Source organism: Mucilaginibacter sp. (genome assembly GCF_028288105.1).
GTDB lineage: Bacteria > Bacteroidota > Bacteroidia > Sphingobacteriales > Sphingobacteriaceae > Mucilaginibacter.
This window is the reverse complement of sequence record NZ_JAQBOI010000141.1, coordinates 1-24,174: the sequence shown is the minus strand read 5'-3', so window position 1 is coordinate 24,174 and position 24,174 is coordinate 1. Positions and strand designations below refer to the sequence as shown.

The 24,174-nt window shown below is 42.5% G+C and carries 26 protein-coding genes and 1 tRNA gene; 9 read left to right on the top strand and 18 right to left on the bottom strand.

All coding sequences use genetic code 11. The annotated features are described in order from the left end of the window. Window positions 1-2 precede the first annotated feature (2 nt). Genes JWQ85_RS09840 through JWQ85_RS09830 form a run of 3 tightly spaced genes read right to left on the bottom strand, consistent with a single transcriptional unit; the run spans window position 3 to window position 3,696 of the window. A complete protein-coding gene (locus JWQ85_RS09840; RefSeq protein ID WP_299467403.1) occupies window positions 3-863 on the bottom strand; it encodes a methyltransferase domain-containing protein in 861 nt (286 codons plus the stop codon). Further along, window positions 856-2,613 carry an FAD-binding protein gene (locus JWQ85_RS09835; RefSeq protein ID WP_299467401.1) on the bottom strand — a complete coding sequence of 586 codons (1,758 nt, stop codon included), beginning with the start codon at window positions 2,611-2,613 and terminating at the stop codon, window positions 856-858. The genes JWQ85_RS09840 and JWQ85_RS09835 overlap by 8 nt, the downstream gene beginning before the upstream one ends. 36 nt (window positions 2,614-2,649) lie before the next feature. Further along, a complete protein-coding gene (locus tag JWQ85_RS09830) occupies window positions 2,650-3,696 on the bottom strand; it encodes a WYL domain-containing protein (RefSeq protein ID WP_299467400.1) in 1,047 nt (348 codons plus the stop codon). Window positions 3,697-3,900: 204 nt separating this feature from the next. Here JWQ85_RS09830 and JWQ85_RS09825 point away from each other — a divergent pair, with 204 nt between their 5' ends. Continuing rightward, entirely contained in the window at window positions 3,901-5,355 is a 1,455-nt protein-coding gene (locus JWQ85_RS09825; RefSeq protein ID WP_299467398.1) for an RtcB family protein, read from the top strand. A 312-nt stretch (window positions 5,356-5,667) separates the two neighbouring features. Here the strand turns inward: JWQ85_RS09825 and JWQ85_RS09820 are convergent, their stop codons facing one another. The 5 genes from JWQ85_RS09820 to JWQ85_RS09800 form a co-directional block, all read right to left on the bottom strand. Beyond that, on the bottom strand, window positions 5,668-7,695 hold the full coding sequence (locus tag JWQ85_RS09820) for a copper-translocating P-type ATPase (RefSeq protein ID WP_299467396.1): 2,028 nt from the start codon (window positions 7,693-7,695) through the stop codon (window positions 5,668-5,670). Between the two features lie 28 nt (window positions 7,696-7,723). Beyond that, entirely contained in the window at window positions 7,724-8,182 is a 459-nt protein-coding gene (locus tag JWQ85_RS09815) for a 5-fold beta-flower protein (RefSeq protein ID WP_299467394.1), read from the bottom strand. A gap of 157 nt (window positions 8,183-8,339) precedes the next feature. Then, window positions 8,340-8,768, bottom strand: coding sequence for a hypothetical protein (locus tag JWQ85_RS09810; RefSeq protein WP_299467392.1), 429 nt, complete (start codon window positions 8,766-8,768; stop codon window positions 8,340-8,342). 137 nt (window positions 8,769-8,905) lie between these two features. After that, complete coding sequence (locus tag JWQ85_RS09805) at window positions 8,906-9,415, bottom strand: SRPBCC domain-containing protein (protein ID WP_299467390.1); 510 nt, start codon at window positions 9,413-9,415, stop codon at window positions 8,906-8,908. A gap of 6 nt (window positions 9,416-9,421) precedes the next feature. Continuing rightward, complete coding sequence (locus JWQ85_RS09800) at window positions 9,422-9,751, bottom strand: helix-turn-helix transcriptional regulator (protein ID WP_299467388.1); 330 nt, start codon at window positions 9,749-9,751, stop codon at window positions 9,422-9,424. Window positions 9,752-10,069: 318 nt separating this feature from the next. On the opposite strand from JWQ85_RS09800, the gene JWQ85_RS09795 reads away from it, so the two are divergent. The 6 genes from JWQ85_RS09795 to JWQ85_RS09770 all read left to right on the top strand — a co-directional run bounded on the left by JWQ85_RS09795 (window position 10,070) and on the right by JWQ85_RS09770 (window position 13,538). Next, on the top strand, window positions 10,070-10,786 hold the full coding sequence (locus JWQ85_RS09795) for a hypothetical protein (protein WP_299467386.1): 717 nt from the start codon (window positions 10,070-10,072) through the stop codon (window positions 10,784-10,786). A gap of 510 nt (window positions 10,787-11,296) precedes the next feature. After that, on the top strand, window positions 11,297-11,965 hold the full coding sequence (locus JWQ85_RS09790; protein ID WP_299467384.1) for an ABC transporter ATP-binding protein: 669 nt from the start codon (window positions 11,297-11,299) through the stop codon (window positions 11,963-11,965). Between the two features lie 161 nt (window positions 11,966-12,126). Then, window positions 12,127-12,441, top strand: coding sequence for a helix-turn-helix transcriptional regulator (locus JWQ85_RS09785; RefSeq protein ID WP_299467382.1), 315 nt, complete (start codon window positions 12,127-12,129; stop codon window positions 12,439-12,441). Between the two features lies 1 nt (window position 12,442). Next, the gene (locus JWQ85_RS09780) at window positions 12,443-12,901 is read left to right on the top strand and encodes an SRPBCC family protein (protein ID WP_299467380.1); all 459 of its coding nucleotides are present in this window, start codon (window positions 12,443-12,445) and stop codon (window positions 12,899-12,901) included. Next, a complete protein-coding gene (locus JWQ85_RS09775) occupies window positions 12,898-13,296 on the top strand; it encodes a hypothetical protein (protein ID WP_299467379.1) in 399 nt (132 codons plus the stop codon). The genes JWQ85_RS09780 and JWQ85_RS09775 overlap by 4 nt, the downstream gene beginning before the upstream one ends. Next, the gene (locus tag JWQ85_RS09770) at window positions 13,293-13,538 is read left to right on the top strand and encodes a hypothetical protein (protein WP_299467377.1); all 246 of its coding nucleotides are present in this window, start codon (window positions 13,293-13,295) and stop codon (window positions 13,536-13,538) included. Before JWQ85_RS09775 ends, JWQ85_RS09770 begins: the two co-directional genes overlap by 4 nt. On the opposite strand, the gene JWQ85_RS09765 is transcribed toward JWQ85_RS09770, so the two are convergent. The 6 genes from JWQ85_RS09765 to JWQ85_RS09740 form a co-directional block, all read right to left on the bottom strand. After that, on the bottom strand, window positions 13,524-14,363 hold the full coding sequence (locus JWQ85_RS09765) for a LamG domain-containing protein (protein WP_299467375.1): 840 nt from the start codon (window positions 14,361-14,363) through the stop codon (window positions 13,524-13,526). The two genes, JWQ85_RS09770 and JWQ85_RS09765, sit on opposite strands and share 15 nt — an antisense overlap. Window positions 14,364-15,251: 888 nt before the next feature. Next, window positions 15,252-15,686: a VOC family protein gene (locus tag JWQ85_RS09760; RefSeq protein WP_299467373.1), complete on the bottom strand. Its 435-nt coding sequence runs from the start codon at window positions 15,684-15,686 to the stop codon at window positions 15,252-15,254. Between the two features lie 89 nt (window positions 15,687-15,775). Next, window positions 15,776-16,273, bottom strand: coding sequence for an SRPBCC domain-containing protein (locus tag JWQ85_RS09755; RefSeq protein ID WP_299467371.1), 498 nt, complete (start codon window positions 16,271-16,273; stop codon window positions 15,776-15,778). Continuing rightward, window positions 16,273-16,590, bottom strand: a complete 318-nt coding sequence (locus JWQ85_RS09750; RefSeq protein WP_299467369.1) for a helix-turn-helix transcriptional regulator — start codon at window positions 16,588-16,590, stop codon at window positions 16,273-16,275. The genes JWQ85_RS09755 and JWQ85_RS09750 overlap by 1 nt, the downstream gene beginning before the upstream one ends. 334 nt (window positions 16,591-16,924) lie before the next feature. Then, window positions 16,925-16,998, bottom strand: a tRNA-Ile gene (locus JWQ85_RS09745). Window positions 16,999-17,170: 172 nt separating this feature from the next. Next, window positions 17,171-18,067 (bottom strand): LysR family transcriptional regulator, encoded by an 897-nt coding sequence (locus JWQ85_RS09740; protein ID WP_299467367.1) that lies wholly within the window; start codon window positions 18,065-18,067, stop codon window positions 17,171-17,173. Window positions 18,068-18,168: 101 nt separating this feature from the next. On the opposite strand from JWQ85_RS09740, the gene JWQ85_RS09735 reads away from it, so the two are divergent. Further along, window positions 18,169-18,804, top strand: coding sequence for an NAD(P)H-dependent oxidoreductase (locus tag JWQ85_RS09735; RefSeq protein ID WP_299467365.1), 636 nt, complete (start codon window positions 18,169-18,171; stop codon window positions 18,802-18,804). Between the two features lie 391 nt (window positions 18,805-19,195). Beyond that, window positions 19,196-20,371, top strand: coding sequence for a glycosyltransferase (locus tag JWQ85_RS09730; RefSeq protein ID WP_299467363.1), 1,176 nt, complete (start codon window positions 19,196-19,198; stop codon window positions 20,369-20,371). Between the two features lie 65 nt (window positions 20,372-20,436). Here JWQ85_RS09730 and JWQ85_RS09725 read toward each other — a convergent pair whose 3' ends face one another. The 4 genes from JWQ85_RS09725 to JWQ85_RS09710 all read right to left on the bottom strand — a co-directional run. Next, window positions 20,437-21,468, bottom strand: a complete 1,032-nt coding sequence (locus JWQ85_RS09725; RefSeq protein ID WP_299467421.1) for a cytochrome d ubiquinol oxidase subunit II — start codon at window positions 21,466-21,468, stop codon at window positions 20,437-20,439. A 14-nt stretch (window positions 21,469-21,482) separates the two neighbouring features. Next, on the bottom strand, window positions 21,483-22,805 hold the full coding sequence (locus JWQ85_RS09720) for a cytochrome ubiquinol oxidase subunit I (protein WP_299467361.1): 1,323 nt from the start codon (window positions 22,803-22,805) through the stop codon (window positions 21,483-21,485). A gap of 288 nt (window positions 22,806-23,093) precedes the next feature. Continuing rightward, window positions 23,094-23,402 (bottom strand): phosphoribosylpyrophosphate synthetase, encoded by a 309-nt coding sequence (locus JWQ85_RS09715; protein WP_299467359.1) that lies wholly within the window; start codon window positions 23,400-23,402, stop codon window positions 23,094-23,096. A gap of 265 nt (window positions 23,403-23,667) precedes the next feature. Further along, the coding region (locus tag JWQ85_RS09710) for an alpha-L-rhamnosidase C-terminal domain-containing protein (protein WP_299467357.1) at window positions 23,668-24,174 on the bottom strand (507 nt) is incomplete at its 5' end.

The following is a 24,174-nucleotide window of genomic DNA, read 5'->3' as shown; positions in this document are numbered from 1 at the left end:
GTTTATACCTTGGTGAATAACATTAAGGTGTTGTCTGATGGATCTTTATTCTGTAATATCCGTTTATTGGCATCTTTAAAGCCGCCTTTTTCAATAATTACGGCCCACTCATCTGCTGGTTTAAAGTTCTTGAAATCTCTCGCTTCAAATTCCCAGGTCTCATTCAGGCCCACATTAAACACCGTATGCACCAACGAAACAAAAGTCGCCATTTCGGGCGTTTTTACATTGTGATCTCTAATAACAAATGAGCCGCCAGGCCGCAGAATGCGGTTGATCGACTTTACAAATCCATCCAGTTTAGCTACCGGGCAATGGTGCAAACCAATATAGCAGGTAACTACATCCAGGCTTGCATCGGGTATAACAGAACTGCTGATGGATTCATAACCGTTGATATCAACATAAGTGCCCAGTTTGCTTAATTGCCCCCGCTCCATGATATCACCGGGTGAGTTGGTTGGCGCCAGATCATTAATGAGGTATATAGGCCCCTTAATTTTAGTTTCTTTTCTAAGCTGACTGATATATCGGCCTGTCGAACCTATCTCGGCATAACCGTTGATCTGTTTTACGCCGCCCAATAACTCCAGTGTTTGCCTGGTGATCTCTTTCTTTTGCTTTTTAAGCGCCGGTAAAGCGTAGGTCAGTTCCGATAAAAAGGGCTTAATGCTTTTCAGTTTACTTTGCACCGATTTGTAGATCTCCTCGTCAGTTTTACCCACGGTGGTTTCTTCTTTGATCAGCTGATGAAATTTATCTTCGGGATACAAATGAAATATCACCTGCAGGAACCTGTAGAAATCATCGCTCCATTTGGTATCATTAAATACTGCTTTAAACTCGGATGTGTTATTAGCCATTGTTTTGTGGTTTTAATGGTTTATAGTAGGTATCCCAAAATATGTTCCTGAATTTGTAGTCAGGGTCAAGCTTGGCTTTCAGATCAAATAATTTTTGTGCATTGGGATAGGCTTTGTGAAACTGCCCGGCAGTTGAATGTACCTGATAAGGCAAATAGTAAGCGCCATTTACGGCAGTCACCGCATCGGCCAATTCACGTGTCCATACCGCTACCGCGTGTTTAGAGGCGGCGTCTGTACGCTGCTTGTAATATACTACAAAAGCAAATACTTCTTCACGCGCCCAGGCCAGGTAGGTCCCCGGATCAGCTTTAGCATGGCGGATGGAAACATTAAGCACGTTCACATTAAAGCGGATAAATATTTCGGCCATGGCCTTTTCAAATTCTTCAAAGCGGTTAACCGGCACAAAATATTCCAATAATACATAAGTGCTGTTTATTCTTGATTTAGGCTCCAGTTCGGCAACATCATAACCGGCTTCGTAGTTGCGCCAGTGGATCTTTTTCCCCCTAAATAGTAAAGGATCAATTATAAATTCCCGGTAGGGTTTTCCTAAAGGCCGTTCGGTGAACGCCCACAGAAAGTATCGCTCCAATGGATATGATTCTTTCAGCGGCATTAACCGGGTTTTAACCGTTGGCTTTTCATCGGTTTCTATCCAGCTTACAGCTCGCAAGCGCTTATATTTAGGCGGGTAGATATCGCCATTATGGAAAACTATCTGAGGGTTATCGCGGATGGTTTTAAAGAAGTACTCCTTATATTCCTCCACCTCCATCTTTTTATCTACGCGTTTAATGGCCAGGTTATCGGCCAGTTCCAGTTCGGCCTGTACAATAACGCCAATGCCGTTATAACCGCCTATCGAGCCATAAAACACCTCTTGATTTTCGGTTTTTGTAGCATGTATCAATACTCCATCAGACAACACCACGTCAATAGAGCGAACGGATAATACCACCGGCCCCATGCCCATATACCGCCCGTGTGCATTCACACTCAAAGCACCGCCTACGGTAAAGTTGGCGTAAGTCTGCATAATTTTGATGCTTAGGTTATGCTCATCAATATGTTGTTGAATATCGCACCAGCGGATGCCGGTTTGCACTTTGATCACCTTATCTGTTGCCGAAAACTCCAGTACCTTGTTCATTCCCCGCATATCAATATGTATGCTATGCGGACTGGCGGTTTGCCCGCCCATGCTAAAACGCCCACCACCTACAGAAATAGGCCCATTAGTGTTTTTTACAATTTCGCAGATTTCTTCCACCGATGTTGGCCGCACTATTTTAGCTACCAGTACGGGGTTTAGCCGGGTTACATCGTCAATAATACGTTCATCGGTTTTAAGGTGCGGGATTTCTTTGCCCTCATCATTTTTAAGATAATCGGGCGCTGACCCGGGTACCGAGCCATAATTATTTGCCGAATAATTACCTTTCTTAAATCCTAATCGCCATATCAGCCACAATGGCCCAAGTACCGGGATTAGAATGGTAAGCAGCCAATACCCGGAGTAACCCTGGTCGTGCAGGCGTTTGATAGACGTTGCAGCAATGATCCAGAATAACAAAGGGTATAATATAAACGTTGCCTGTTCGCCTATACCGAATAGCAATAGGTTGTACAACATATAAAACACGGACCAGTAAAATAACGAAGCCAGCCAAAAAACGCCCTTTGACAAACGACCATTAAAAGTAAACAGCAGATAAGTAACGGGCAGCTTTTGTTTAAGGCGCATAGGTGGTTTAAGTGCGATTATCAAACTAAGATATAGTTATTCGGGGATAATGCCCGAAGATTCTGTCTCAGGTATCTTATAATTTTCCAGTGTTTTCATCAATTGCGCTTTCACTTGCTTCACCAATATCCTCGGCCCCAACACTCTCATTTTAGCACCAAAACCCAGTAATTCCCGCTCTAATTCAAAGTTCATGATCACCCTGATACTGAATATCTTCCCCGTTTCATCCCCGCTCAGCAGCTTTTGGGTATGGTGCAGCGGCTTGGTAATTACGTAAGGCGCATTAGCGGTATCTATCCAGAAAACAACCTCGCAATCGCGCTGGCCGGGCGATTTGGTTACCCCAATGCAGTCATTATAGTACGTTGCCAGGTCTAAGGTTGTATTCTCCCGGTAATCATCCATGTGCTCTTCAACGGTCTGGATCCTGTCGAGCGCCAGGGTAAGCAGGGGGGCGTTCCTTGCGTGCGATCGCCCTAATACAAACCAACGGTTGCGGTATTCTTTCAACAGGTATCCGCTAAAGCAAAAAGTACTGGCTTCCCTGGCTTTGAACGATTGATAGGTGATACAGATAGCTTTCTTCGCCACAATAGCCTTGCGGATCACCTCTATCCATTCTAAACCTTTCAGGTTATCGTTCTTCTCAAAGTCAATTACCGGCGGGCTATGCGTTTTCTGCGAATAGATCTTATCCTCCAGTTTACTCACCATTTCGTTCAGATCGGTAAAGTGATTAAAGCCTTTAAACTGCTTTAATAAGCCAGATACTTCGCTCAGCACCTGCATGTCCTGCTGGTTTAGCGGACTATTGGTAATGCTGTAATTTTTATCGCTATAGGTGTAATACTTTTTATCAGTCACTACAATAGGCGCTTCGTAGCCCAGTTTATTACTGCGCATCATCTCCATATCGGCCTGTACGGTGCGGCGGCTAACACCGGTATCAATGCCCTGGTATTCGTATATGGCATCGCCGCAGGCCTCTATCAGGTCGTCAAGAGTCCACTTCCTCCTCCGGTTTTGCAGGCATTGGTCAATAGTGCGGTAGCGGATAAGGGCGTTGCGGTTAACAGGCATAGGATTTGAGAATATTTTGATGAATTTATAAATTATTTTCAAGTGCGCAAATACGCTGCGCAGTAGCTGTATTTCTTTGTATCATAAAGCCTCACCCAACCCTCTCCAAAGGAGAGGGCTTAGATTTGGCCAAATAGTAAACAAAATATAAATATTAAAAAGAACCCTCTCCTTTGGAGAGGGCAGGGTGAGGCCCACAAGATTATGGAAAAAGAAAAAATAGGCAACAACGAATTAAAGGCATTGGGCATTAACGATGTAGAAGTATTGGTGAACTTTAGTCGCGTGGCTAATGGTTTGCTGAAACACAACGTAATGGCAAAGCCCGAAATACTGGCCAATTTAGAAGCCCTGATAGATGACCCTATGCCTTACGCTTTAAAGAAAGGCGGCAAGTTTAAAAACCTGGCCGAAGACGTAATTGCCATGCGTAAACAAGGCAAATTTGTAAAGCAGGAACGCAGCAATTTTAAGCTGAAAGAAGAGATAGCCGACTTCCCCGTATGGGGATTGGAACATATTGAGGTGGGCGCCTTAGCACAAATGCGTACGGCTATCCAATTACCTATAGCTGTTGCGGGCGCGCTGATGCCCGATGCGCACCAGGGCTACGGCCTGCCTATTGGCGGCGTGCTGGCTACCACGGCCAATACCATTATTCCGTTTGCGGTTGGGGTGGATATTGCCTGCCGTATGTGCTTAAGCATTTTCGATTTGCCTGCCGAAGCTATTGATACCGAAAACGACAAGCTAAAGAATATCCTAATTGATAACACGTATTTCGGGATGGGTTGCACAACCAAATCATACTTTGACAGCTCGCTGTTTGACAGCAAAACTTGGGGCGAAACCAAAGTGATCCGCTCGTTAAAAGATAAGGCTTATGCGCAGTTAGGTACCAGCGGTACCGGTAACCATTTTGTGGAATGGGGCGAGCTAACAATTGCCGAAGGCGCTTTAAACGGCATCCCTGCCGGCAGGTATTTGTCTTTGCTGTCACACTCAGGCTCGCGTGGGTTTGGGGGTGCGGTGGCCAATCATTACAGCAAAATAGCCATGACCAAAACCAAACTCCCTGCCGAAGCCAAACATTTGGCCTGGTTAGATCTGGATAAGGACGAAGGGCAGGAATACTGGATAGCCATGAACCTTGCCGGCGAATACGCCAGTGCCAACCACCACGAGATCCACAACAAAATTACCCGTGCCTTAGGTGTTAACCCTATCACACGGATAGAGAACCACCACAACTTTGCCTGGAAAGAGCAACTGGCCAATGGTACCGAAGTAATGGTGCACCGTAAAGGCGCAACCCCGGCCGGCGAAGGCGTGTTGGGCATTATCCCCGGCAGCATGAGCACACCCGGCTTTGTGGTGCGCGGTAAGGGCGATGCAACAAGTATCAACTCGGCCAGCCACGGTGCGGGCCGTTTAATGAGCCGAAGCGCCGCCTTTAAAACGCTGGACAAAGCCGCCATTGCCGCCAACCTTATCCACAAGCGCATCACCTTAATGGGCAGCGATATGGACGAAGCCCCAATGGCCTACAAAGATATCCACACCGTTATGGCCGCGCAGAATGATCTGGTGGAGGTACTCGCCAGGTTTGAACCAAGGATAGTACGCATGGCCGACCCGAGGGAGAAGCCGGAAGATTAGTTGGCAGTTTAGGGTGAGCAGTTTGCACGATCGGCAGCCAAAAATCTATTCCCTCCCCGGGAGAGGCGCGGCTGTCATCCTGAGCTTGTCGAAGGGCGCGCGAAGGCAGGGAGGGGTTTAACCGCCATAGTTCCCCTGTTGAGAGGGGTTAGGGGTGTGTTGTTTATGCTTGTTTTTAGAAAAGCAAAGGCTGTGGTACTATCTTAATGCAGCCCCGCTTGGACCCTGTCCCGATGCATATCGGGATGCAAGCCGCTGATAGAAGCTGGCTTTCCGTACAATCGGGTTTAGGTGGGGAGGGGCATTAAACCATCAGTTAAGCTTTAATTTTAATAAACCGGCATTCACGGCAACTACCACCGTGCTTACGGTCATCAATACGGCGCCCGCTGCCGGGCTTAATAAAATACCCTGGTTAAATAATACGCCGGCTGCTAACGGCAACGCAACCACATTATAACCGGTCGCCCAGATAAGGTTCTGTATCATTTTTTGATATGTCGCTTTACCAAATAAAACCAGGCTAACGACATCCTTTGGATTACTGTTCACTAAAACAATCCCGGCTGTTTCCGCCGCGATATCGCTGCCGGAACCTACGGCTATCCCGATGTCTGCCTGGGCAAGGGCAGGTGCGTCATTTACACCATCCCCAGTCATTGCTACAAACTCACCTTTGCTTTGCAGTTCTTTTATTTTTTCTAATTTTTGATGCGGCAACACTTCGGCAATAAAGTTATCCATCCCCAGGGTTTTACTCACGCTGGCGGCTACTTTAGTATTATCACCCGTAAGCAGGATCGACTTTATGTTTTCGGCTTGTAATATTTTAATGGCTTCCGCCGATTCCGGGCGTATCTCGTCAGATAAGGCAATATAACCAGCAAGTTCTTTATTGATCAGTACAAACACCACTGTTTCCGTGTCATTGGCGCTAAAGCTATCCGGTAGCGTTAACATATTTTCCTTTAAATAACCGGGGCTAACAACTAATAGCTTTTTGCCTTCTACGGTCGCTTTCACGCCCTTGCCCGTGATTGCCTTAAAATTTTCGGCTGGCGGAATGGCTAATTTTAGTTCTTTAACCTTTTGCAGGATCCCTGTAGCGATAGGGTGCTCGGAATTTTGCTCTAACGCTGATGCCAGACGGATCAGTTCATTTTCTTTAATGTCCTTATTCAGCGAAATGACTTTGGATACTTCAAACTTACCTACGGTTAATGTGCCTGTTTTATCAAATACAATGGTGGTGATTTTCCTGGCATTCTCAAACGCGGTTCTGTTCTTTATCAGCAAGCCATGCTTAGCTGATAAAGCGGTTGACTTGGCAACGACCAGAGGTACAGCAAGGCCCAAAGCATGAGGGCAGCAAATGACAATAACGGTCACCATCCTTTCCATCGCAAAGGCCAAAGTTTGGCCGGTTAAATACCAGTACAGAAATGTGCCTATGCCTGTTACCAATGCGATGATAGTTAACCATTTGGCCGCTGTATCCGCCAATAGCTGTGTCTGGGATTTTGATTTTTGTGCATCATCGACCAACTTGACTACCTGTGACAAATAGGAATCTTTGGCCGCATGGGATACGGTTACTTTAAACGAGCCATTACCATTGATGGAACCGGCGATCACTTTATCGCCTTTGCCTTTCAGCACAGGTTTGGATTCCCCTGTCAGCATCGACTCATTCAGATAGCTTTCACCTTCCAGTATGATACCATCCGCCGCAACTTTTTCGCCGGGTTTAACCAGTATAATATCCTTCTCTTTCAGTGTATCCGTTTTTACGTCATGCACCGTATCCGGCATTACCATGTGCGCATCTGCAGGCATGAGCTGAACCAATAACTCCAATTCATTTGACGCGCCCATTACAGACCTCATTTCGATCCAATGCCCTAAAAGCATGATCAGGATAAGAGTAGTCAGCTCCCAGAAAAAATCCATGCCTTTAAGGCCAAAAACGATGGCAACACTATAGCTGTAAGCGACCGTTATGGCAAAGCCGATCAGGAACATCATGCCCGGACTTTTGCGCTTTACTTCATCTGCCAATCCCGTTAGAAAAGGCCAGCCACCATAAATAAACACGACAGAAGACAAGGCAAACAAAATGTAGGAAGAACCATTAAACTGCCAGTTCACCCCTATAAAATGCTGTATCATAGCTGATAACAGCATAATAGGAATGGTAAGAACCAGCACCACATAGAAACGCTTTTTAAAATCAGCGATCATCATCGCATGGTGGTCATGCTCCGACATTCCCACGTGCGAATCATGACCTTTGTGCATTTTGCTGTGATCCATGCCTTCGTGCATGTTGTTTTTCTCCATCTGTCTTTCTTTAATTAGCTAATCTAAATTAAGATTTCTTCGCCGCCTTTTCTTTTGCTTTCATTAACCAATAGCAATGTGCAGCACAAGCGTGAAGTTTATAATTCTTATGCGCTGTTCCGAAATTATGGCCCTTCAGATCTAAAATGGCGCAGTTATTATTATCAATATCTTTTGTGTTCAGGACATTCTCGCCGTTGATACTATAGTATGACCCATTCTTTTTTGCCATACCTAATTTCCGTCCGTCGGAGCTAATAACATAGCCGGCTTTATTAATAAAATACAATTCCTTGCCGGTATTGTCCCTTACCATGTTGTTTTTATCGATATAGCCAAGTTTCGTTCCACCGTGGTTATGTATTCCGCCTTTGGCATTGATGAATATTTTCTGGGTAGTATCCCTTGTGGTTTGTGCAAAAGCACCTATCGTAACACTTGTTGTAAGCGTTACGATCATTAATAATAAAAGATGTAGTTTTTTCATGATTAAATTTTTAGTGTAAGTAAATCTTATCTATCACAAAAATCCATCATTACGTTAATGATAGGTATGATCTTGCACCTGTTTAAAAATGACGTTTATCATCAATTGAAATTACTATTCCCTTGCTGCTGCATGCGTATCGCGTGTGCTTTAATTACTAATCCTCGCTACCGCCATAACCCTTCCTTTCTACGCATTCCTTCTCGGAAACTAAGTATTGTTTACAAGAATAGGCTAATGATATAACATAGCACAGCACAAAAGCCGCCGTTGGAATAATAAAAGCGCCATAATTAAACAGAGTTAAAGGCACTGCATTTAAACGGCCAATTATTGGAGTTGCTAAGAGGAGAAAACAAACAAAATCGACAAATAGAATTTTCTGTGTCCTGGTTTTGTTCCAATTTCGAAAAATAAGTATCAACCCCAATACCGCCAAAAACGCAAATAATTGATCTATATTACCGAAATCAAAAACAGTGAAGGCAAGCCAAAGCAGGAAAGGTAGTCCTATCATTTGCCCCTTCAATATGATCACAGAATAAGCTACAATAGATATAATTCTGTAGATTTTTAGATATTTCATTTTTTGGGATTAAATATACAAACATCCGGAACGAGATTAGAACTCGTACAGGTTTTAAAGATTACACGGGGGTAAATGATGGGGCTGAACCTAATGCGGAAAAGGACTTATTTCTTATTGGTCAAAGCGGCAATAAATCAATTGTATTTAGCACTAAGGTATCTTTCTAATTGATCAAATGTTCCTTTAAAGCCTTGCTCCATATTAGCCGTAATGGAAGCATAGGTTGCTTTTTGCTCATCAGTGGCATTTATGGGGTGGCCTTGAAGCGTTAGCGTTGTACGGCCATTATTTTCATCAAAAGTAACCTTGTTAAATATCTCTAACGGAAAATCCATTGGGAACGGTGATTTGCAAACATTACCCTGCTCATCAGAAAACGAACTCACAAACTCGATCAAATCGGCACGGTTTATATTAAGATATTTAAAAAGTCCCCACATAATCTGTCCGTTGCCTTCTAATTTGTAGTGATATTCGCCGCCCGGTTTAAATTCAAATTTTACAACGGTAGCGGGCATACCAGAAGGGCCCCACCATTCGGCCATTGCATCTTTATCGGCAAATGCATCAAATACTACTTCTTTTGGAGCGTTAAAATGCCTCACTATTTTTAGTTCCGGCCCTTTGTTAGTTTGGTCTGTCATGTCGGTTTATTCTTTGTTGTGAACTTTGTTGATATATCTATCCAATGAATCCAATTTCTCTACCCAAAACTTCCTATACTGATCTATCCAGGTCGATACCTCGCCCAGCGTATCCAATTTGGCCTCGCAAAAACGCTCGCGCCCTTGCCGGGTGATAACCACCATGCCGCACTCGGTCAATATTTTAATATGATTGGAAATAGCCGGTCTGCTGATAGCAAACTTATCTGCAATGGCATTTAAATTCATAGGTTGGTAAGCGATAAGGCTGATGATCTCCCTACGGGTTGGATCTGATATTGCCTGAAAAACGTCTCTTCTTGCTATTGCCGACATATTGCGTAATCAAATGATTACGCAATAATATATGTAATCATTTGATTACGCAAATTTTTTCACATATTTTTTTTTACGCAAGCCATGCTTCCCCTCTGGAATTTCTTTTATATAGGCCTTCTGCATTAGCCATTAGGAGATAGCTCAACTCTTTATATATCAATCAGATAGCTTAATGGTATATTTATGTAATTCTTCGGGGTAGGATATGGCTGGTTCGGCTACAACATTGCCCGCTTCACTTACTTGTTGATTGCTGAGCACATGGTGCGCCAATACCTTTGAGTAACAAATAACAAAACTAAACAGTAAAATATCATGAACGAATTATTAAAGTTAGCTATTGAAGCCCAGGGCGGCCTTGATCAATGGCGCAAATTCAACACATTCACCGCCCGTTTTATAAATAGCGGTGAGTTGTGGGCCATGAAAGGGCATGGCGGCACTATTGATGAGGTAGGCGTAAAGGTTAACCTTTTAGAACAGAAAACCTCACATATTCCCAACGATCAGTGGCACACGGCCTATACGCCCGATAAGATAGCGATTGAATCTGCAAATGGCGATACGATTGCCGAATTATACAATCCGCGGGCATCTTTTGCCGGCCACGTTTGGGACACCGAATGGACACCGCTGCAGTTGGCTTATTTTACCGGCTATGCCACCTGGAACTATATTAACACGCCCTACCAGTTCACCCGCCCCGGTTTCGAACTAAGCGAAGGCGAACAGTGGGAAGAAAATGGCGAGGTGTTGCGTACACTAAAAGTAACGTGGCCAAAAGATATTCATACCCATAGCCCCGAGCAAACCTTTTACATCAACAGCGAAGGATTTATCAAACGTTTAGATTACCGGGTAGATGTGGCCGGCAGCGTGCCCTGTGCACACTACCTTTCGGATTACAAGGAGTACCAGGGAATTAAACTGGCTACCAAACGCGTGGTGTACCTGGTAGGTGATGACAACAGGCCAAAACCCGATAGCCCAATCATTGTGTCGATAGACCTCCGGGATATTAAATTCCAATAATTTCTGCCACCCCCAAAACAAAAAGTCCGGAGTGATCCGGTTTTTTTGAGCTTATGGTCGGTGCTATCCCCGCACCATCCCTTACCTATATTAAACAGAGGCGTTTTTTTACCTTTAAAAGCCGTTTTTTGGCGAAAATAGGCGCCCTTCTCTACTGTGCCGTAGGCAGGTGATACTTCGTCTGGTGAAACCGTGTAAGCGGTAGGGTTCGACTCCCATAAGCCACCTGCCGGCTATTGCTCTTCCATTTATATTTGGTAACCTTATCATTGAATTATGACCGGGGACTATCCTCCAAAAGCTGTTCGAACTGGAACAGAATGAAAATATAAATAACTGTATGCCTTCGAATCAGGCAGCCGGGCCTGGGGCACGCATAAAGAGTGATTTTGATAGTATATTGACCTTGATTTGTAGCATTTTACCTATCTTAGTTTGTCGATTAAAAAAAATAGAACACCGAACAACGTTAGCTTTATATTGATTTTAACCCTCTAAAATCTGAAGCATATGATAAAGATCTCTGATATCGGAAAATGCTACCATATTGATGAACTGGATATCGTGGCATTAAACAAAATATCCATCGAGGTTGATGAAGGCGAATTTGTAGCGATTATGGGCCCATCAGGCTGCGGGAAATCAACCTTGCTGAATATCTTAGGGTTTCTTGACGATCCCGATAGCGGAAGCTATGTTTTCAACGGCGTTGAAGTAACTCATTTTAATGAGCGTAAACGCGCAAACCTGCGTAAGCAAAATGTCGGCTTTTTATTCCAGAATTTTAATTTGATCGATGATCTGACCATTTTTGAAAATGTGGAACTTCCAATGATCTACACCGGTTTATCAACTTCAGTACGTGTAAAGCGGACCGAGGAAATATTGGATAGAATGCATATCGATCAGCGTCGAAAAACCTATCCACAGCAATTATCTGGTGGTCAGCAGCAGCGCGTTGCACTGGCAAGGGCGGTAGTGAACAGGCCTAAATTGATACTTGCAGACGAGCCAACAGCAAATTTAGACCATGACAACGGCAAGGAAGTTATGGACTTACTTGACGAACTGAATAAAGACGGGACAACTATCATAATGGTTACACACTCTGAAAATGATGCCAAATATAGTCACCGGGTTATCCGGTTGCCTGATATACCGATACAGGTAAAAAAATAATAGTTTACAAAAAAAATTAAGGATTAGAAAACAAGCCAATAAAAACAGCTGATCCATAAGCCAGGTGCCTTGCATTTGGCTTTTTTTAATTCAGGTATTGCATTGTTAAAAACAATTAGTAAGTTTGTACTTACCGTAAGTTATTACTTACTAATAAAAATATGAATAGTCAATTAGCTTTTAATGCGCTGGGCGATCCAACCCGCCGGGCAATCTTCGAAAAACTACAGCACCGGCCAATGGCCGTGGTGGATATCGCGGATGGCTTACCCATCAGCCGCCCCGCCGTGTCACAGCACCTCAAAGTACTGAAAGAAGCCAAGCTGATCACTCTGAAAACGGTAGGCAATAACAATATTTATAAACTCAACCGCGACGGGATAATAGCCATGAGAAACTATTTAGACCAGTTCTGGGAGGATGCCTTAACCAATTTCAAAGCACTGGCCGAACAAACCGAAAAAGACAAAAAATAATATGCAAACCATCAATCTGACCTCCATCAAAAAAGAATTTACGGTCGAAGCCTCGCAGCAGACTGCTTTTGAAGTATTCACCCGCAAAATAGATTTGTGGTGGCCGCGCACCCACCATATCGGCAGCGCCGAGCTGACCGAAATGGTCGTTGAACCGCACGTGGATGGCCGATGGTATTCCAAACATGCCGACGGTAGCGAGGCAAATGTCGGCTATGTGATGACCTATCAGCCTTATGATCTTCTCGTATTGGCATGGCAGATAGACGGCGATTTCAAATGCAACCCTAACCTCATTACTGAAGTTGTTACCGAATTTATTCCCGAAGGACCTACAACCACCCGCGTCAAATTCGAGCATAAAGACCTGCACAAGCTGGGTAACGGCAAAGTAGTGGAAAGCATGGATCAAGGCTGGGGTGAGATTATGAACCTGTATAAACAATTCGCAGACCAATGAAAATCGCATTAAGGATCGCAGCCGTCCTCATGCTGTTGCATACATTAGGGCACACCATGGGTGCGCTGACCTGGAAAAACGCGCCGAACGCCCGTGTGGCTGCTGTTGTTACCGGCATGGAAAACGAACACTTTGATTTCATGGGAAGGTCATTAACACTGGCCTCCTTTTTTAATGGCTATGGTTTTATCATGATCGGCGTACTCTTGCTGATCAGCATCTTATTGTGGCTGTTGTCATCAACGCCGGTACGCGGCATAATACTTTTATTGGGGCTGTTTCTGGTTTTTATGGCCATCGTGGAATTTATTTATTTCTTCCCATTTGCCGCGGCGTTCTCGCTGCTGGCCGGGATCAGTACCTTATTTGCTTATCAAAAATCAAAAGCGTTATGACCAAAGTAATTTTCGGCAATCATTCCTCGGTGCTGGTTCCCCGCAAAGACATGGACAATATCAATCAGTTTTATCTTGAAGTATTAGGCGGAAAGCTGATGCAAGCCGATCCTGACCGGGACTTTATCCGCCTCGGCGACAACTTCTTTATCGCCTTTCTTTATGGAGAGGTAGAAGACGTCAGCGAAATCCACCGCCAGCCAGTAGGAGTTCCGGAGTCACAAAAGTTAACTGGAAAGTGAACCATCCTTGAAGTATTGATACAGGTTTTGGGCTTCAGTATCTGAAAGGACTCTGTTATAAATCACTATATCATCTAAATAGCCATTAAAGTAATCGATGGTAGTATCTGTGTAAGGAGCTTTCCCCTCCGGGCCCACACTTACACCAAAGGAAAAGTCTTTTCCTGTAACATCTGTATTGCTGAAGCTTACGTCGCTACAAGTATGTATAAGTTCCCCATTGAGATAAAACTTAGTTGCTCCATTTCCCGTCGAAATAATCCAATTGTTCCATCCGGAGGGAGGATAGTGGGAATTGGTAAAACAATTATTGAATTCACAGTGGCCTGTAACGGCATAGGCGTTTGGCTGTGGCCCATGATTTAAGAATAACAAGAAAGACGTCCCACAAATGCCACCTCCATATGCTAAAAGGGTATTATGAGGTATTAAACTGGCAGCTTTGAACCAAATCGAAATTGTTCGGCTATTAGTGGGGAAGTTGTCTGCAGGCCCTTTTATGAACTCATCTTTCCCATTAAAACAATAAGCGCTATTAGGATTTCCGAACCTGTCGGGAATTAAAGAAGCTTTGTTAAAAGATGGATTGTTGTTATTACTGCTTACATCATTAGCGTTTCCGCAGAAAGGATAATAGGCAACCAGGCCGTCCCTCATGCTCGCCGGCAAGTTGGAACAGAGGCCTATGGTGGCTGCTCGTTCTTGTGGTAAATCGGTTTTTGTATTTGGTATTTTTATACTGCTACTATTGATGTTGTTGTCCTTGTTACAACTTATTATTCCTATATTAATTAAAAGGATTAATGTAATTGAATACTTTTTCATGGCCTTATTTTTAGGTTTAACTATTTTACATCTTTTAGGTTGTCTAAAACACGCACGATAAACTCTTTGGAAGCATTTTCAATTATTGTCACTTTTTCGTTAAACAATACATATCTATCAAATTTATATCTTCGGATAGCATACTGAAACATTCTTAATCTTAGGGCTTAACAGGATGGTTTTCAATATGTCATGGCAACGCTTGTTTTAAATAGTCCTGTTCACTCATTTCTATATAAGATATGTCTTGAAATATTTGACTTAAATTTACTTATAATTAAAAAATTAAATAATATTTAATGGAACAAAATTGGAACATAAAATACACAGTATTTTACCTATGTTTTCTCATTTAGGTTTACATATTAAACTATTTGAATCTTTAGAACTATGTATTTAGGTTTTTGGTAAAGTCTAAAATTATATTGAATAGATTGTCTAATCTTTATTTCACCTCAACTCTGTTTCCTGTTTTGAAATTTAATAAAATAAGTTAATTTATGCATGTCAACCGGCTCCCCGGTCTAAATCTAAAAGAAAGGACAATGAAGAAAAGTTCGATTGTCGTCCTAAACCTTGTGGGCGTAGCCGTTATCACTACACTAACCATCATTGTACAATATTTACCATATGTTCAACCGGATGAATTTCAGTATTCTTAAGTGGTACGAGAAGTTAAGCCGTCCCATCGATCGTCTGTACAGAACGAAATATGTCAATGAACTCGCCTTTCTGGATGTTCTGCGACCTTTCATTGGTTGACCACCCTAGGCTTACCTATAACGGTGCAAAGCAGGTCATCACGGACCGCAAGGTCCTTGCTGCATTTTTCAATGAAGCTAAAAACACCCATTATTGCTCCCCGTTAAAGCTTTTCTTCGATTAAATTTATCCGTTATAACTGGGGTCAAATTCAACGATCCATTCAATACCATATTTGTCTCTGAACATGCCGGCGTAGGTACCCCATGGACTGTCGCCGATGGACCCTTCAATATCTCCACCTGCTGATAACCCGTTAAATATTTTGTCTGCTTCTTCACGACTTTCTGCATTCACTACTATTTTAGACCTGTTTTCGTTTTCGTTTACCCGTCCCATAAATTCGGGAACGTCATTGGCCATTAATACATTGTGTTTGCCAATGGGCAAAGCAATGGTCATTATTTTATTTGCTTCGTTTTCTGCTACTGTGAATTCAGCGCTTGACAGGTCTTTGAAACGAACGATCTTTGCGAACTCTCCGCCAAAAACTGATTTGTAAAAAGTGAACGCTTCTTCGGCATTGCCATTGAAGTTGATCCAGGGATTAATTGTTCTCATAATTCTTATTTTTAATGGTTAATTTTTTCTGCTTACGTTTTTCGGTTTCAGCGCCGCCGTTGTCAATTTAATTGTAAATTTTCTTCTGGTTATTTATGCGATAAAGTTGACAATAGTTCTTCCAGGTTTTTCAAGGTCATGGTGAAGCCTATTTTGAAGCCTTCCAATAATTTCTCCAATCGCTCAAACGATTCATTAAAAATGGTAATGCTCACTTTGGTTATACCATTTTGTTCGCTGAAATTGTAATCCCACTCCGAACCCGGCAGTTCACGATTTTCGTCCTTATCTGCAAACGCATTGTACATCTTAAAATTAGTTTTCGGGGTAATGGAAGTAAATTCCTGTATCGCCCAACGCTCCTGCCCGTCGGGGCTTATCATCGCATAAAACCGGCGCCCACCCACTTTAAAATCCATATACTTGGTTTTGGCGCGCATCGGTGCAGGTGCTCCCCATTGGTCCAGTAGTTCTGGTTTGGTAAAAGCATCCCATACCAAAGAATGTCCGGCATTAAATTCCCGGGTTATAAATACCGTTTTCGCTGTTTTGTCAACGTTAAAATCAAATAGCAAATCATTGTTCATTATTTCTGTTCTTTAATTGTTGTTAATAGTTCGTCAAGTTGATTGAATTGAGTTTCCCAGTTTTGTCTGAATTGGGCTAACCAGTGGTCAAATTCCTGCATTTTTTTTGCATTGAAGTGATAATGAATTTCTCTGCCAGACGGCTCCGGTTTAATTAATTCGCATTCCTGTAACACTTTAATATGTTTCGATACCGCCTGCCGGCTCATATCAAATTTTTCTGCCATGGCATTTGGCGTTAATGCCTGGATAGCAATTAAGGTTAAAATAGCCCGGCGTGTTGGGTCGGCTATAGCCTGAAATATGTCTGGGTTCATTTTAAAAGTTGAATTAAGCAACCTACAGGTTGCAAATATATATGCAACTTTTGGGTTGCGCAAATTTATTTTTAATTATTATTTGGAATGTTTCAATCATTAAGATTGAACCTGACAACAGAAAGGGGGGCGTCAACCCGCTTTTATAACTTTATGCACTAATTCCGATTTTTACGCGACTGCTTTTTACGATCCTGCGAAGCAGCGCGAGTTTTATAATCGAATAGATAACGAGAACTTTGGCTTTAGGAAGGGTTATTAAAAGTGTAATTAATGAAAAAACCCTTAAATCAGCGATTTAAGGGTTTTTAAGGTGTAGAACTTGTCGACTTTGTGCGCCCACCTGGGCTCGAACCAGGGACCAAAAGATTATGAGTCTTCTACTCTAACCAACTGAGCTATAGGCGCTGAAAATAGTTGTTATTTTCGAGGTTGCAAATATGTAAAATTGAACCCGGAATTACAAAAATGATTTCATTTTTTAATTCAATAACATAACAAGCTGTTTTATAGGTGATTTATTTACACTAAAGTTTAATGAAAAGGGTTTGGAAGCTTGTTATAATCAGTATCAGCGCGCTTAAATCATCTCTTTGATAAAAATATTTTCTATTAGCTCAATTTGTTCGGTATATATCGATTTCTTTCTGGTGCCAAAGTAAAGAGTGTTTTCAATCAAATTATCGCCCTCCCAAAGCACCTTTATATTGCCGGCATCCAATTCCTTTTTTGATAAAAAGTCCGGAATAACTGCAAGCCCGTTACCGCCGCTCAGGCAACGGAGTATAGAGCTCATATTGGGCACAATATAATTGGGTTTAAAATCGGGGCGTTTGCCAAAGTTGATATGCCAAAAGCGCCTTAGGTGTTCCATGTCGCCTGTGGTACCATACCAGGTTTGGGTTTTTAGCCAGTTTAATATCCCAGTCTTATCTTTTATTTTTTTTAGGCTGTTAAATTCTTTGGTCTCTGTTTTTGCACCCGCAACAATCACAATTTTCTCTTTAAAAAATGGCTTATACTCCAATCCTTTATAATCACCTTTTTGCGGAGTAATTATCATATCAAGTATACCACTATCCAAATCGCTCAGCATTTGGGGGTACTCACCAAATTTAATAATTAGGTTAAAAGGCAGCGTAGGCAGGTACGGTTCTAACGTGAACTGAAATGTTTCAAAACACATACCTATGCTAATTGTCGGCACATCTTTTTCAGTGCTTTTATGAAAATGCCTTTCCGCATCTTCCAGCTTGCAAACGGCCTCCTGTATATAGTTGTACAGCACTTTCCCACGTTCAGTCGATACCATCTTGCGCGAGCTTCTGTCGAACAATTTATAGCCCACATATGATTCTAACGAACTCAGGTGCAAGCTTACACCAGGTTGCGAAATAAACAAGACTTCGGCTGCGCCGGTTAATGAACCTGTTTCATATATCGCTTTAAATGTTCTGAACCATTCAAAGTTTACCATACTCTATCTATTATAATTATGATGCAAATGTATGATTTATATTATTTTAATAGTAGACTATTGAACGGTATTTTTGTGTAAGATTTAAAAGAGATAAGAAAATGAAAAACATATTTGTAATAAACGGCGGTCAGGTTTTTGGCCATTCAGGTGGTAAATTCAACAAAACTTTGTTAGATACTACCATAGCCTATTTTTCTGATAAAGATGGGTTTGAGGTACGCTCAACAGATGTTAACCATGTATATGACTCTAAGCAGGAGGTAGAGAACTACAAATGGGCCGATGTAATTATTTATCATACACCGGTTTGGTGGTTCCAATTACCACATGGGTTTAAAAAGTATATTGATGAGGTATTTACCGAAGGCCATCAGAATGGTATATACCATAGCGATGGCCGTTCATCTGCCAATCCGGCCATTAATTATGGTACAGGAGGGATGCTGCATGGTAAAAAGTACCTGCTTACCTCATCATGGAATGCACCTAAAGAGGCATTTACGCTACCCGGCGAGTTCTTTAATGAGCGTACTGTTGATGAAGGGGCGCTGTTCGGTTTTCACCGTATGAATGCCTTTACCGGTATGCAGCCGCTGGAAAGTATCCACTTTCATGATGTAGAAAAAAACGCTGATATACCTACCGACTTACAGCGATACATCAATCACTTAGACAAGCTGTTCATTCAAACTGAACAACAAGCCGGGCAATTGTTAAGCGTTAACGAAATGTAACAATTATTTAACCTTAAAAACTTTTACGGTATATAGCTTTGTGTAAATAAGGGGCGGGTAATAGTGAGTCCAAAATCCAAAGCTTAATTCCAACAAGCTATAATACTTATTTATCTGATAACTTAACCTTAACATTTTTGTTAAACAAAGCCCGTAACTTTATTGTATTAATAATATAAAACAAATGGAAATGGGATATTCATCGCTTGATCTGGCAATGCTTCTGATTGCGGCATTTGTAATATGGGTAGCTTCGCGCATCCCTCTAAAACCTAATGGAGATGCTAAAAAAAGTATTAGGCAAAGGCTTAAACACAAAAATCAGCATTCTCATTCTATATCCTGATGGACTTGAAGAATAATATTCAGCAGCTATTGAAAGGGAGAACGTTTGAGAAAAGTTAAAGTCGCATTTTTTGCCGATATACTGGTTGAAGACTTCGACGGTGCCGTGCGCACTATGTTCCAGCTGATAAACCGCGTTGATACTGCAAAATTCCAATACCTGTTTATTTACGGTGCGGGGCCCGATAAACTTTTAGGCTTTGATTCCCTTAAAATACCCGCTATAACACTGCCGATAAACACAAATTATTCTATAGGCCTGCCTTTTTTTGCACAAACCCGTTTAAATAATAGGCTGGCAGAATTTGGTGCCGATGTTATTCATATCGCTACACCATCTTTTTTAGGGAATTTTGGGTTAGATTATGCAAACCGAAATGGTTTACCGGTAATAAGTATTTACCACACCCATTTTATATCTTACGTAGATTATTATTTTAAATACGCCCCGGTTCTTATCAAAGCCATTAAGCAAAGGATAACCCTTGAGCATAAAAGCTTTTACAACCGTTGCGATAAGGTGTATGTCCCATCTGAAAGTATAAAAATAGAGCTTTGCGAAATGGGCATCTATTCCGCAAAAATGAAGATCTGGAAACGGGGGATAGATACGCGTTTGTTCTCGCCAGACAAAAAGGATTCGAGCTTGATACAGCGCCTTACAAACAATAAAAATCCAACCATAATATTTGCCAGTCGCTTGGTTTGGGAGAAGAACCTGGAAACGCTTTTCGCTATTTATGATCAAATGCAAACCAGGGCCACACCTATAAATTTTTTGGTTGTTGGAGATGGTATTGCCCGCCAAACCTGCGAAACCCGGATGAAGAAAGCTATATTCACAGGTAAAATCGATCATCAGTATCTCTCTGTTTTTTACGCGTCTGCGGATGTTTTCCTGTTTCCATCTGTATCTGAAACTTATGGCAATGTGGTGGTAGAAGCCATGGCATCGGGGTTGCCTTGTGTTATTGCAGATGGCGGCGGCTCAAAAGATTTCATTGAACAGGGTATCAACGGTTTTAAATGCAGCCCCTATAACGCGGCAGATTATGCAGAAAAAATTGACCTGATACTAAACAATAAACTGCTCAGCGCCCAATTTTCAACCGAAGGCTTGCAGTGCAGTAAACAATTAAGTTGGGACCAACTGGCCCAAACATATTTTGATGATGTAAAAAGCCTTGTATTTAAACGGCCCGAGCAATTAGTGTTAGCCTGATACTGTTAACGTTAACTTAATACAACTTAGTAACAGCCATTGCTGAATGGTGGTGGCTGTTTTGTTTAATGGCCATGCATCTCGTTATCCACCTGTTCCGGTTTCTGCTGAAAGCTCCAAACCAAATAAAACAGCGCGGGGAGGATAAATATACTACCAATCAGTAAAGCTATCCCAAGCGATTGAATTGTTTTCTCGGCACCCTGGTCATCAATGAGGGATAGGTGCCCGCCGTTTTTCAGGATAATAATATTTGGGTAGTGCTTGTACGTGGTGGTGAGCAATATCATAGTCATTTGGAAACCGGCCAGCACCCGTATAATAAAGCGTTTGCCTTTGGCGATAAGGTACCACATAACTATCAGGGAAACGCTTGCCGCGCTTACAGCGGCGATACCAATAAAGTTGCCAAACACCCACTGTACCAGCGGAATGTTCTCTTTTATCGAGGCGATAAAAACAACCGAACCGGCTACTACAGCAGCTACGTTCATGATTTTCGCTTTGCGGATAAAGCTTTTGCGTTCGGCATCGTCGTGGGTTTCACCAATAAGGTAAATGGCAGCCAAAAATCCGCATAACGCAACCGTGAAAAAGCCAATAGCCACCGAGAACCAGTTGAGCCAGCTATATACATAGGCATCCATAAAGTTGGTGGCCTGCGGATCAACCCGTCCGGATACCGCGCTGCCTGCTATAATACCCAAAAACAGGGGCGTAATAAAGCTGGAGTACACAAAGATCTTGTTGTAAACCTTTTGCATGTTATCGTGCACCGCATCGTAATTACGGAAGGCGAGGGCTGTGCCGCGTGCTATAATGCCCATTAGCATCACCGTGAGCGGGATATGCAGATAAGTAGACATGGTGGCATATATCACAGGGAAACCAACAAACAGTATTACAATAGCGATGATCAGCCACATATGGTTAGCCTCCCATATCGGCCCAATGGCGTTATACATTATCCTGCGGGTGCGCGATTTATTTTTGTTCGACGTAAACATCTCAATTATGCCAGCACCAAAATCGGCACCGCCCATAACAAGATACAGCAGCAAGGCTACCCATAAAAAAACGATCACAACATATATCATCATGGGTTTGCTATTTAATGTGCAACGGTTTTAGTATCATAAATCTCGGGTACCATTTTTATCTGCCTGTAAAGCAAAAATATTACCGCAAGGCTCAACGTGAAATATACGGCTGTAAACAGGTAAAACGAATAACCTATACCAGGCATGGGGGTAACCGCATCGGCAGTGCGCATAACGCCTTGTATTATCCAGGGTTGGCGGCCAACTTCGGTAACCGCCCATCCGGCCTCAACGGCAATAAAGCCTATTGGAGTTGCCCATATAAACAGCTTAAGGAACCAGCGTTTATCAAACCAACTCTTTTTCTTGAAGATAGCAATCAAATATATTATACCCAAGCCCATCATCAGCATACCTAAAGCCACCATTAGCTGGAAAGCATAATGCGTAACCGCTATAGGAGGCTGGTCTTTCTCGGGGATCTGGTCAAGGCCTGTTACAGGTGTTTTAAAATCGTCATGCACCATAAAGCTCAGCATGCCGGGCAGCTCAATGGCGTAGTCTACCTTCTTATTTTTAATATCGGGGATGCCGCCAATAATAAGAGAGGAGTAGGGTTCTGTTTTAAAATGTGCTTCCATTGCGGCAAGTTTGGCAGGTTGCCTTTTTGCTACCATTTTGGCCGATATATCGCCGCTTAATGGCTGTAATATGGCAGCTACTACACCAAACACGGCTGCTATTTTAAAAGCCGGCATATGGAAACCTACATTTCGTTTTCGCATTATCATTAACGCGTGTACACCCGCCACGGCAAAGCCTGTAGCCGCAAATGCCGCGACAGACATGTGCAGGGCCTGCGAGAACCATGCGGGGTTAAACATGGCTTTTATAGGGTCGATGTTCAGGTATTTACCATCCACAAAGTCGAAGCCGGACGGACTGTTCATCCATGCGTTGGCGGCAACTACCAGTATGCCCGATATTAAACCGCTTACGCCCACCACAACACCTGTAAACCAATGAAACCATCGGTTAAACCTGTTCCAGCCATACAGGAAAAAGCCTAAAGCTATTGCCTCTATAAAAAAGGCGGTTCCTTCCAGCGAAAAGGGCATGCCAAAAATTGGTCCGGCATGTTTCATAAAGGTTGGCCATAACAGCCCCAGCTCAAAGGATAGCACCGTGCCGGATACCGCGCCGGTAGCGAAAAATATAGCCACGCCCTTGCTCCAGGCTTTGGTTACATTTTGATAGACCGGATTGCCGGTTTTTAGCCATATAAAGTGAGATACCGCCATAAAGAATGGCATCACCATTCCAATGCACGAAAATATGATGTGAAAGCCCAGGGACAATGCCATTTGCGACCTGGCGGCCATAAAATTATCCATAGTGCAAGTTTAAGTACTATACTAATGCTTAGCTATATAAATTGCACATTTTTAGCAATTTAGAACGAATAATAATTAAACAAAAAGCCGGTATGTTATTGGATTTTTGGGAATTATTGAGTATGTATCAAAAATGTTATAAACGACTTTTCGTAAAAGTGCGAATGTCATTTCGAACGAATATTTTATACCATATATCCGGATTATACAAAGCCATTATGTCTGTTGTAAAGATTTCTCCTCGTACCTCGTTCGAAATGACAGGGTGGTTATGAATATTGATACAATCTACAAATGTGTTTTTAATTTTTGCACCAATGCTGCTGATGTAGCATCGTTAGAGATACCATAACCGTTTACCAGCAGGCCCTTTACATTGCTTTTAGTAGAAGATATAGCATAAAGTACTTCTTCATCATCCGGGTTTGATTCCCCTTCAAAACGGAACACCGCGTCTATTTCAAACTCATCGGGTGATAGTTCTGTATTGCTATGGTTACAAACAAGACTGTCTTCCTGTATATTAAAATCGAGGGTATATCCTTCTTCCTTTAAACCATTTATGGTTTGCGATAGGGTTCCGTAGTCTGTTTTCATGGCGGTAATGTTTAAAGCGAATTTAAGTATTTATTCACTCTCATAAAAGGAGTAGAACTGTTTCTCTTACTTCCTCCGCCGTTGTTGGTGACAAACCAACAACGGCGGAATTTTGGCTAAAGCCTTAAGTTTTTGTTTGTAACCTGTTGGCTAAAGCCAACGGCAATGATAATACAGGTTATTTTTAATAATTCCTATTCATTGCCGTCCCATTTATGGGACGGAGAGAGAAAATAGAAAAGTGGGCTTTAGCCCAAACTTCAACTTACTTCACCGCCTTAAAATTCCACTTACCCGAAGCTACTTTAAACTTGATGTGATCATTATCACCACCGGTATCAGCATTTGCTGTATTCAGATACTTTCCACTCTGCCATATTAAAGTGCCATTGAGCCATATTTTATGGTACCCTTTATTGGGGATGCCGATAATACCTTTGCTGCCTGCCGGGATACTTGTTGTTAGGGTAAATACATCAGGTGAATTGGTAAATGCGCTGCTTACCTTACCCACCAACGATGCTATTTGTGCCGATGCCGATTTCACCGAACCGGGTTGGGGCATGATCAGGATGGTTTTATAAGCTGCATTAGCAGGGGCGATACCGCACAGATACTGAGATAGAACGGTTAAGCCACCGCCGCTCCAGGCATGGTTTACCGTGCCGCCACCGAAGCCTTCCTTGCCAATGCCCCAGCCCTCGAACAGGGTACCGAAATTAGGATTGTTCACCATTGGCCCGAAACGTTTTTTGTGGCGGGCTAATGCCTC

Bases quoted from the DNA above. Each gene is read 5' to 3' on its own strand.
- JWQ85_RS09840 (WP_299467403.1), bottom strand. From the start codon at position 863: ATGGCTAATAACACATCCGAGTTTAAAGCAGTATTTAATGATACCAAA.
- JWQ85_RS09835 (WP_299467401.1), bottom strand. From the start codon at position 2,613: ATGCGCCTTAAACAAAAGCTGCCCGTTACTTATCTGCTGTTTACTTTT.
- JWQ85_RS09830 (WP_299467400.1), bottom strand. From the start codon at position 3,696: ATGCCTGTTAACCGCAACGCCCTTATCCGCTACCGCACTATTGACCAA.
- JWQ85_RS09825 (WP_299467398.1), top strand. From the start codon at position 3,901: ATGGAAAAAGAAAAAATAGGCAACAACGAATTAAAGGCATTGGGCATT.
- JWQ85_RS09820 (WP_299467396.1), bottom strand. From the start codon at position 7,695: ATGGAGAAAAACAACATGCACGAAGGCATGGATCACAGCAAAATGCAC.
- JWQ85_RS09815 (WP_299467394.1), bottom strand. From the start codon at position 8,182: ATGAAAAAACTACATCTTTTATTATTAATGATCGTAACGCTTACAACA.
- JWQ85_RS09810 (WP_299467392.1), bottom strand. From the start codon at position 8,768: ATGAAATATCTAAAAATCTACAGAATTATATCTATTGTAGCTTATTCT.
- JWQ85_RS09805 (WP_299467390.1), bottom strand. From the start codon at position 9,415: ATGACAGACCAAACTAACAAAGGGCCGGAACTAAAAATAGTGAGGCAT.
- JWQ85_RS09800 (WP_299467388.1), bottom strand. From the start codon at position 9,751: ATGTCGGCAATAGCAAGAAGAGACGTTTTTCAGGCAATATCAGATCCA.
- JWQ85_RS09795 (WP_299467386.1), top strand. From the start codon at position 10,070: ATGAACGAATTATTAAAGTTAGCTATTGAAGCCCAGGGCGGCCTTGAT.
- JWQ85_RS09790 (WP_299467384.1), top strand. From the start codon at position 11,297: ATGATAAAGATCTCTGATATCGGAAAATGCTACCATATTGATGAACTG.
- JWQ85_RS09785 (WP_299467382.1), top strand. From the start codon at position 12,127: ATGAATAGTCAATTAGCTTTTAATGCGCTGGGCGATCCAACCCGCCGG.
- JWQ85_RS09780 (WP_299467380.1), top strand. From the start codon at position 12,443: ATGCAAACCATCAATCTGACCTCCATCAAAAAAGAATTTACGGTCGAA.
- JWQ85_RS09775 (WP_299467379.1), top strand. From the start codon at position 12,898: ATGAAAATCGCATTAAGGATCGCAGCCGTCCTCATGCTGTTGCATACA.
- JWQ85_RS09770 (WP_299467377.1), top strand. From the start codon at position 13,293: ATGACCAAAGTAATTTTCGGCAATCATTCCTCGGTGCTGGTTCCCCGC.
- JWQ85_RS09765 (WP_299467375.1), bottom strand. From the start codon at position 14,363: ATGAAAAAGTATTCAATTACATTAATCCTTTTAATTAATATAGGAATA.
- JWQ85_RS09760 (WP_299467373.1), bottom strand. From the start codon at position 15,686: ATGAGAACAATTAATCCCTGGATCAACTTCAATGGCAATGCCGAAGAA.
- JWQ85_RS09755 (WP_299467371.1), bottom strand. From the start codon at position 16,273: ATGAACAATGATTTGCTATTTGATTTTAACGTTGACAAAACAGCGAAA.
- JWQ85_RS09750 (WP_299467369.1), bottom strand. From the start codon at position 16,590: ATGAACCCAGACATATTTCAGGCTATAGCCGACCCAACACGCCGGGCT.
- JWQ85_RS09740 (WP_299467367.1), bottom strand. From the start codon at position 18,067: ATGGTAAACTTTGAATGGTTCAGAACATTTAAAGCGATATATGAAACA.
- JWQ85_RS09735 (WP_299467365.1), top strand. From the start codon at position 18,169: ATGAAAAACATATTTGTAATAAACGGCGGTCAGGTTTTTGGCCATTCA.
- JWQ85_RS09725 (WP_299467421.1), bottom strand. From the start codon at position 21,468: ATGATATATGTTGTGATCGTTTTTTTATGGGTAGCCTTGCTGCTGTAT.
- JWQ85_RS09720 (WP_299467361.1), bottom strand. From the start codon at position 22,805: ATGGATAATTTTATGGCCGCCAGGTCGCAAATGGCATTGTCCCTGGGC.
- JWQ85_RS09715 (WP_299467359.1), bottom strand. From the start codon at position 23,402: ATGAAAACAGACTACGGAACCCTATCGCAAACCATAAATGGTTTAAAG.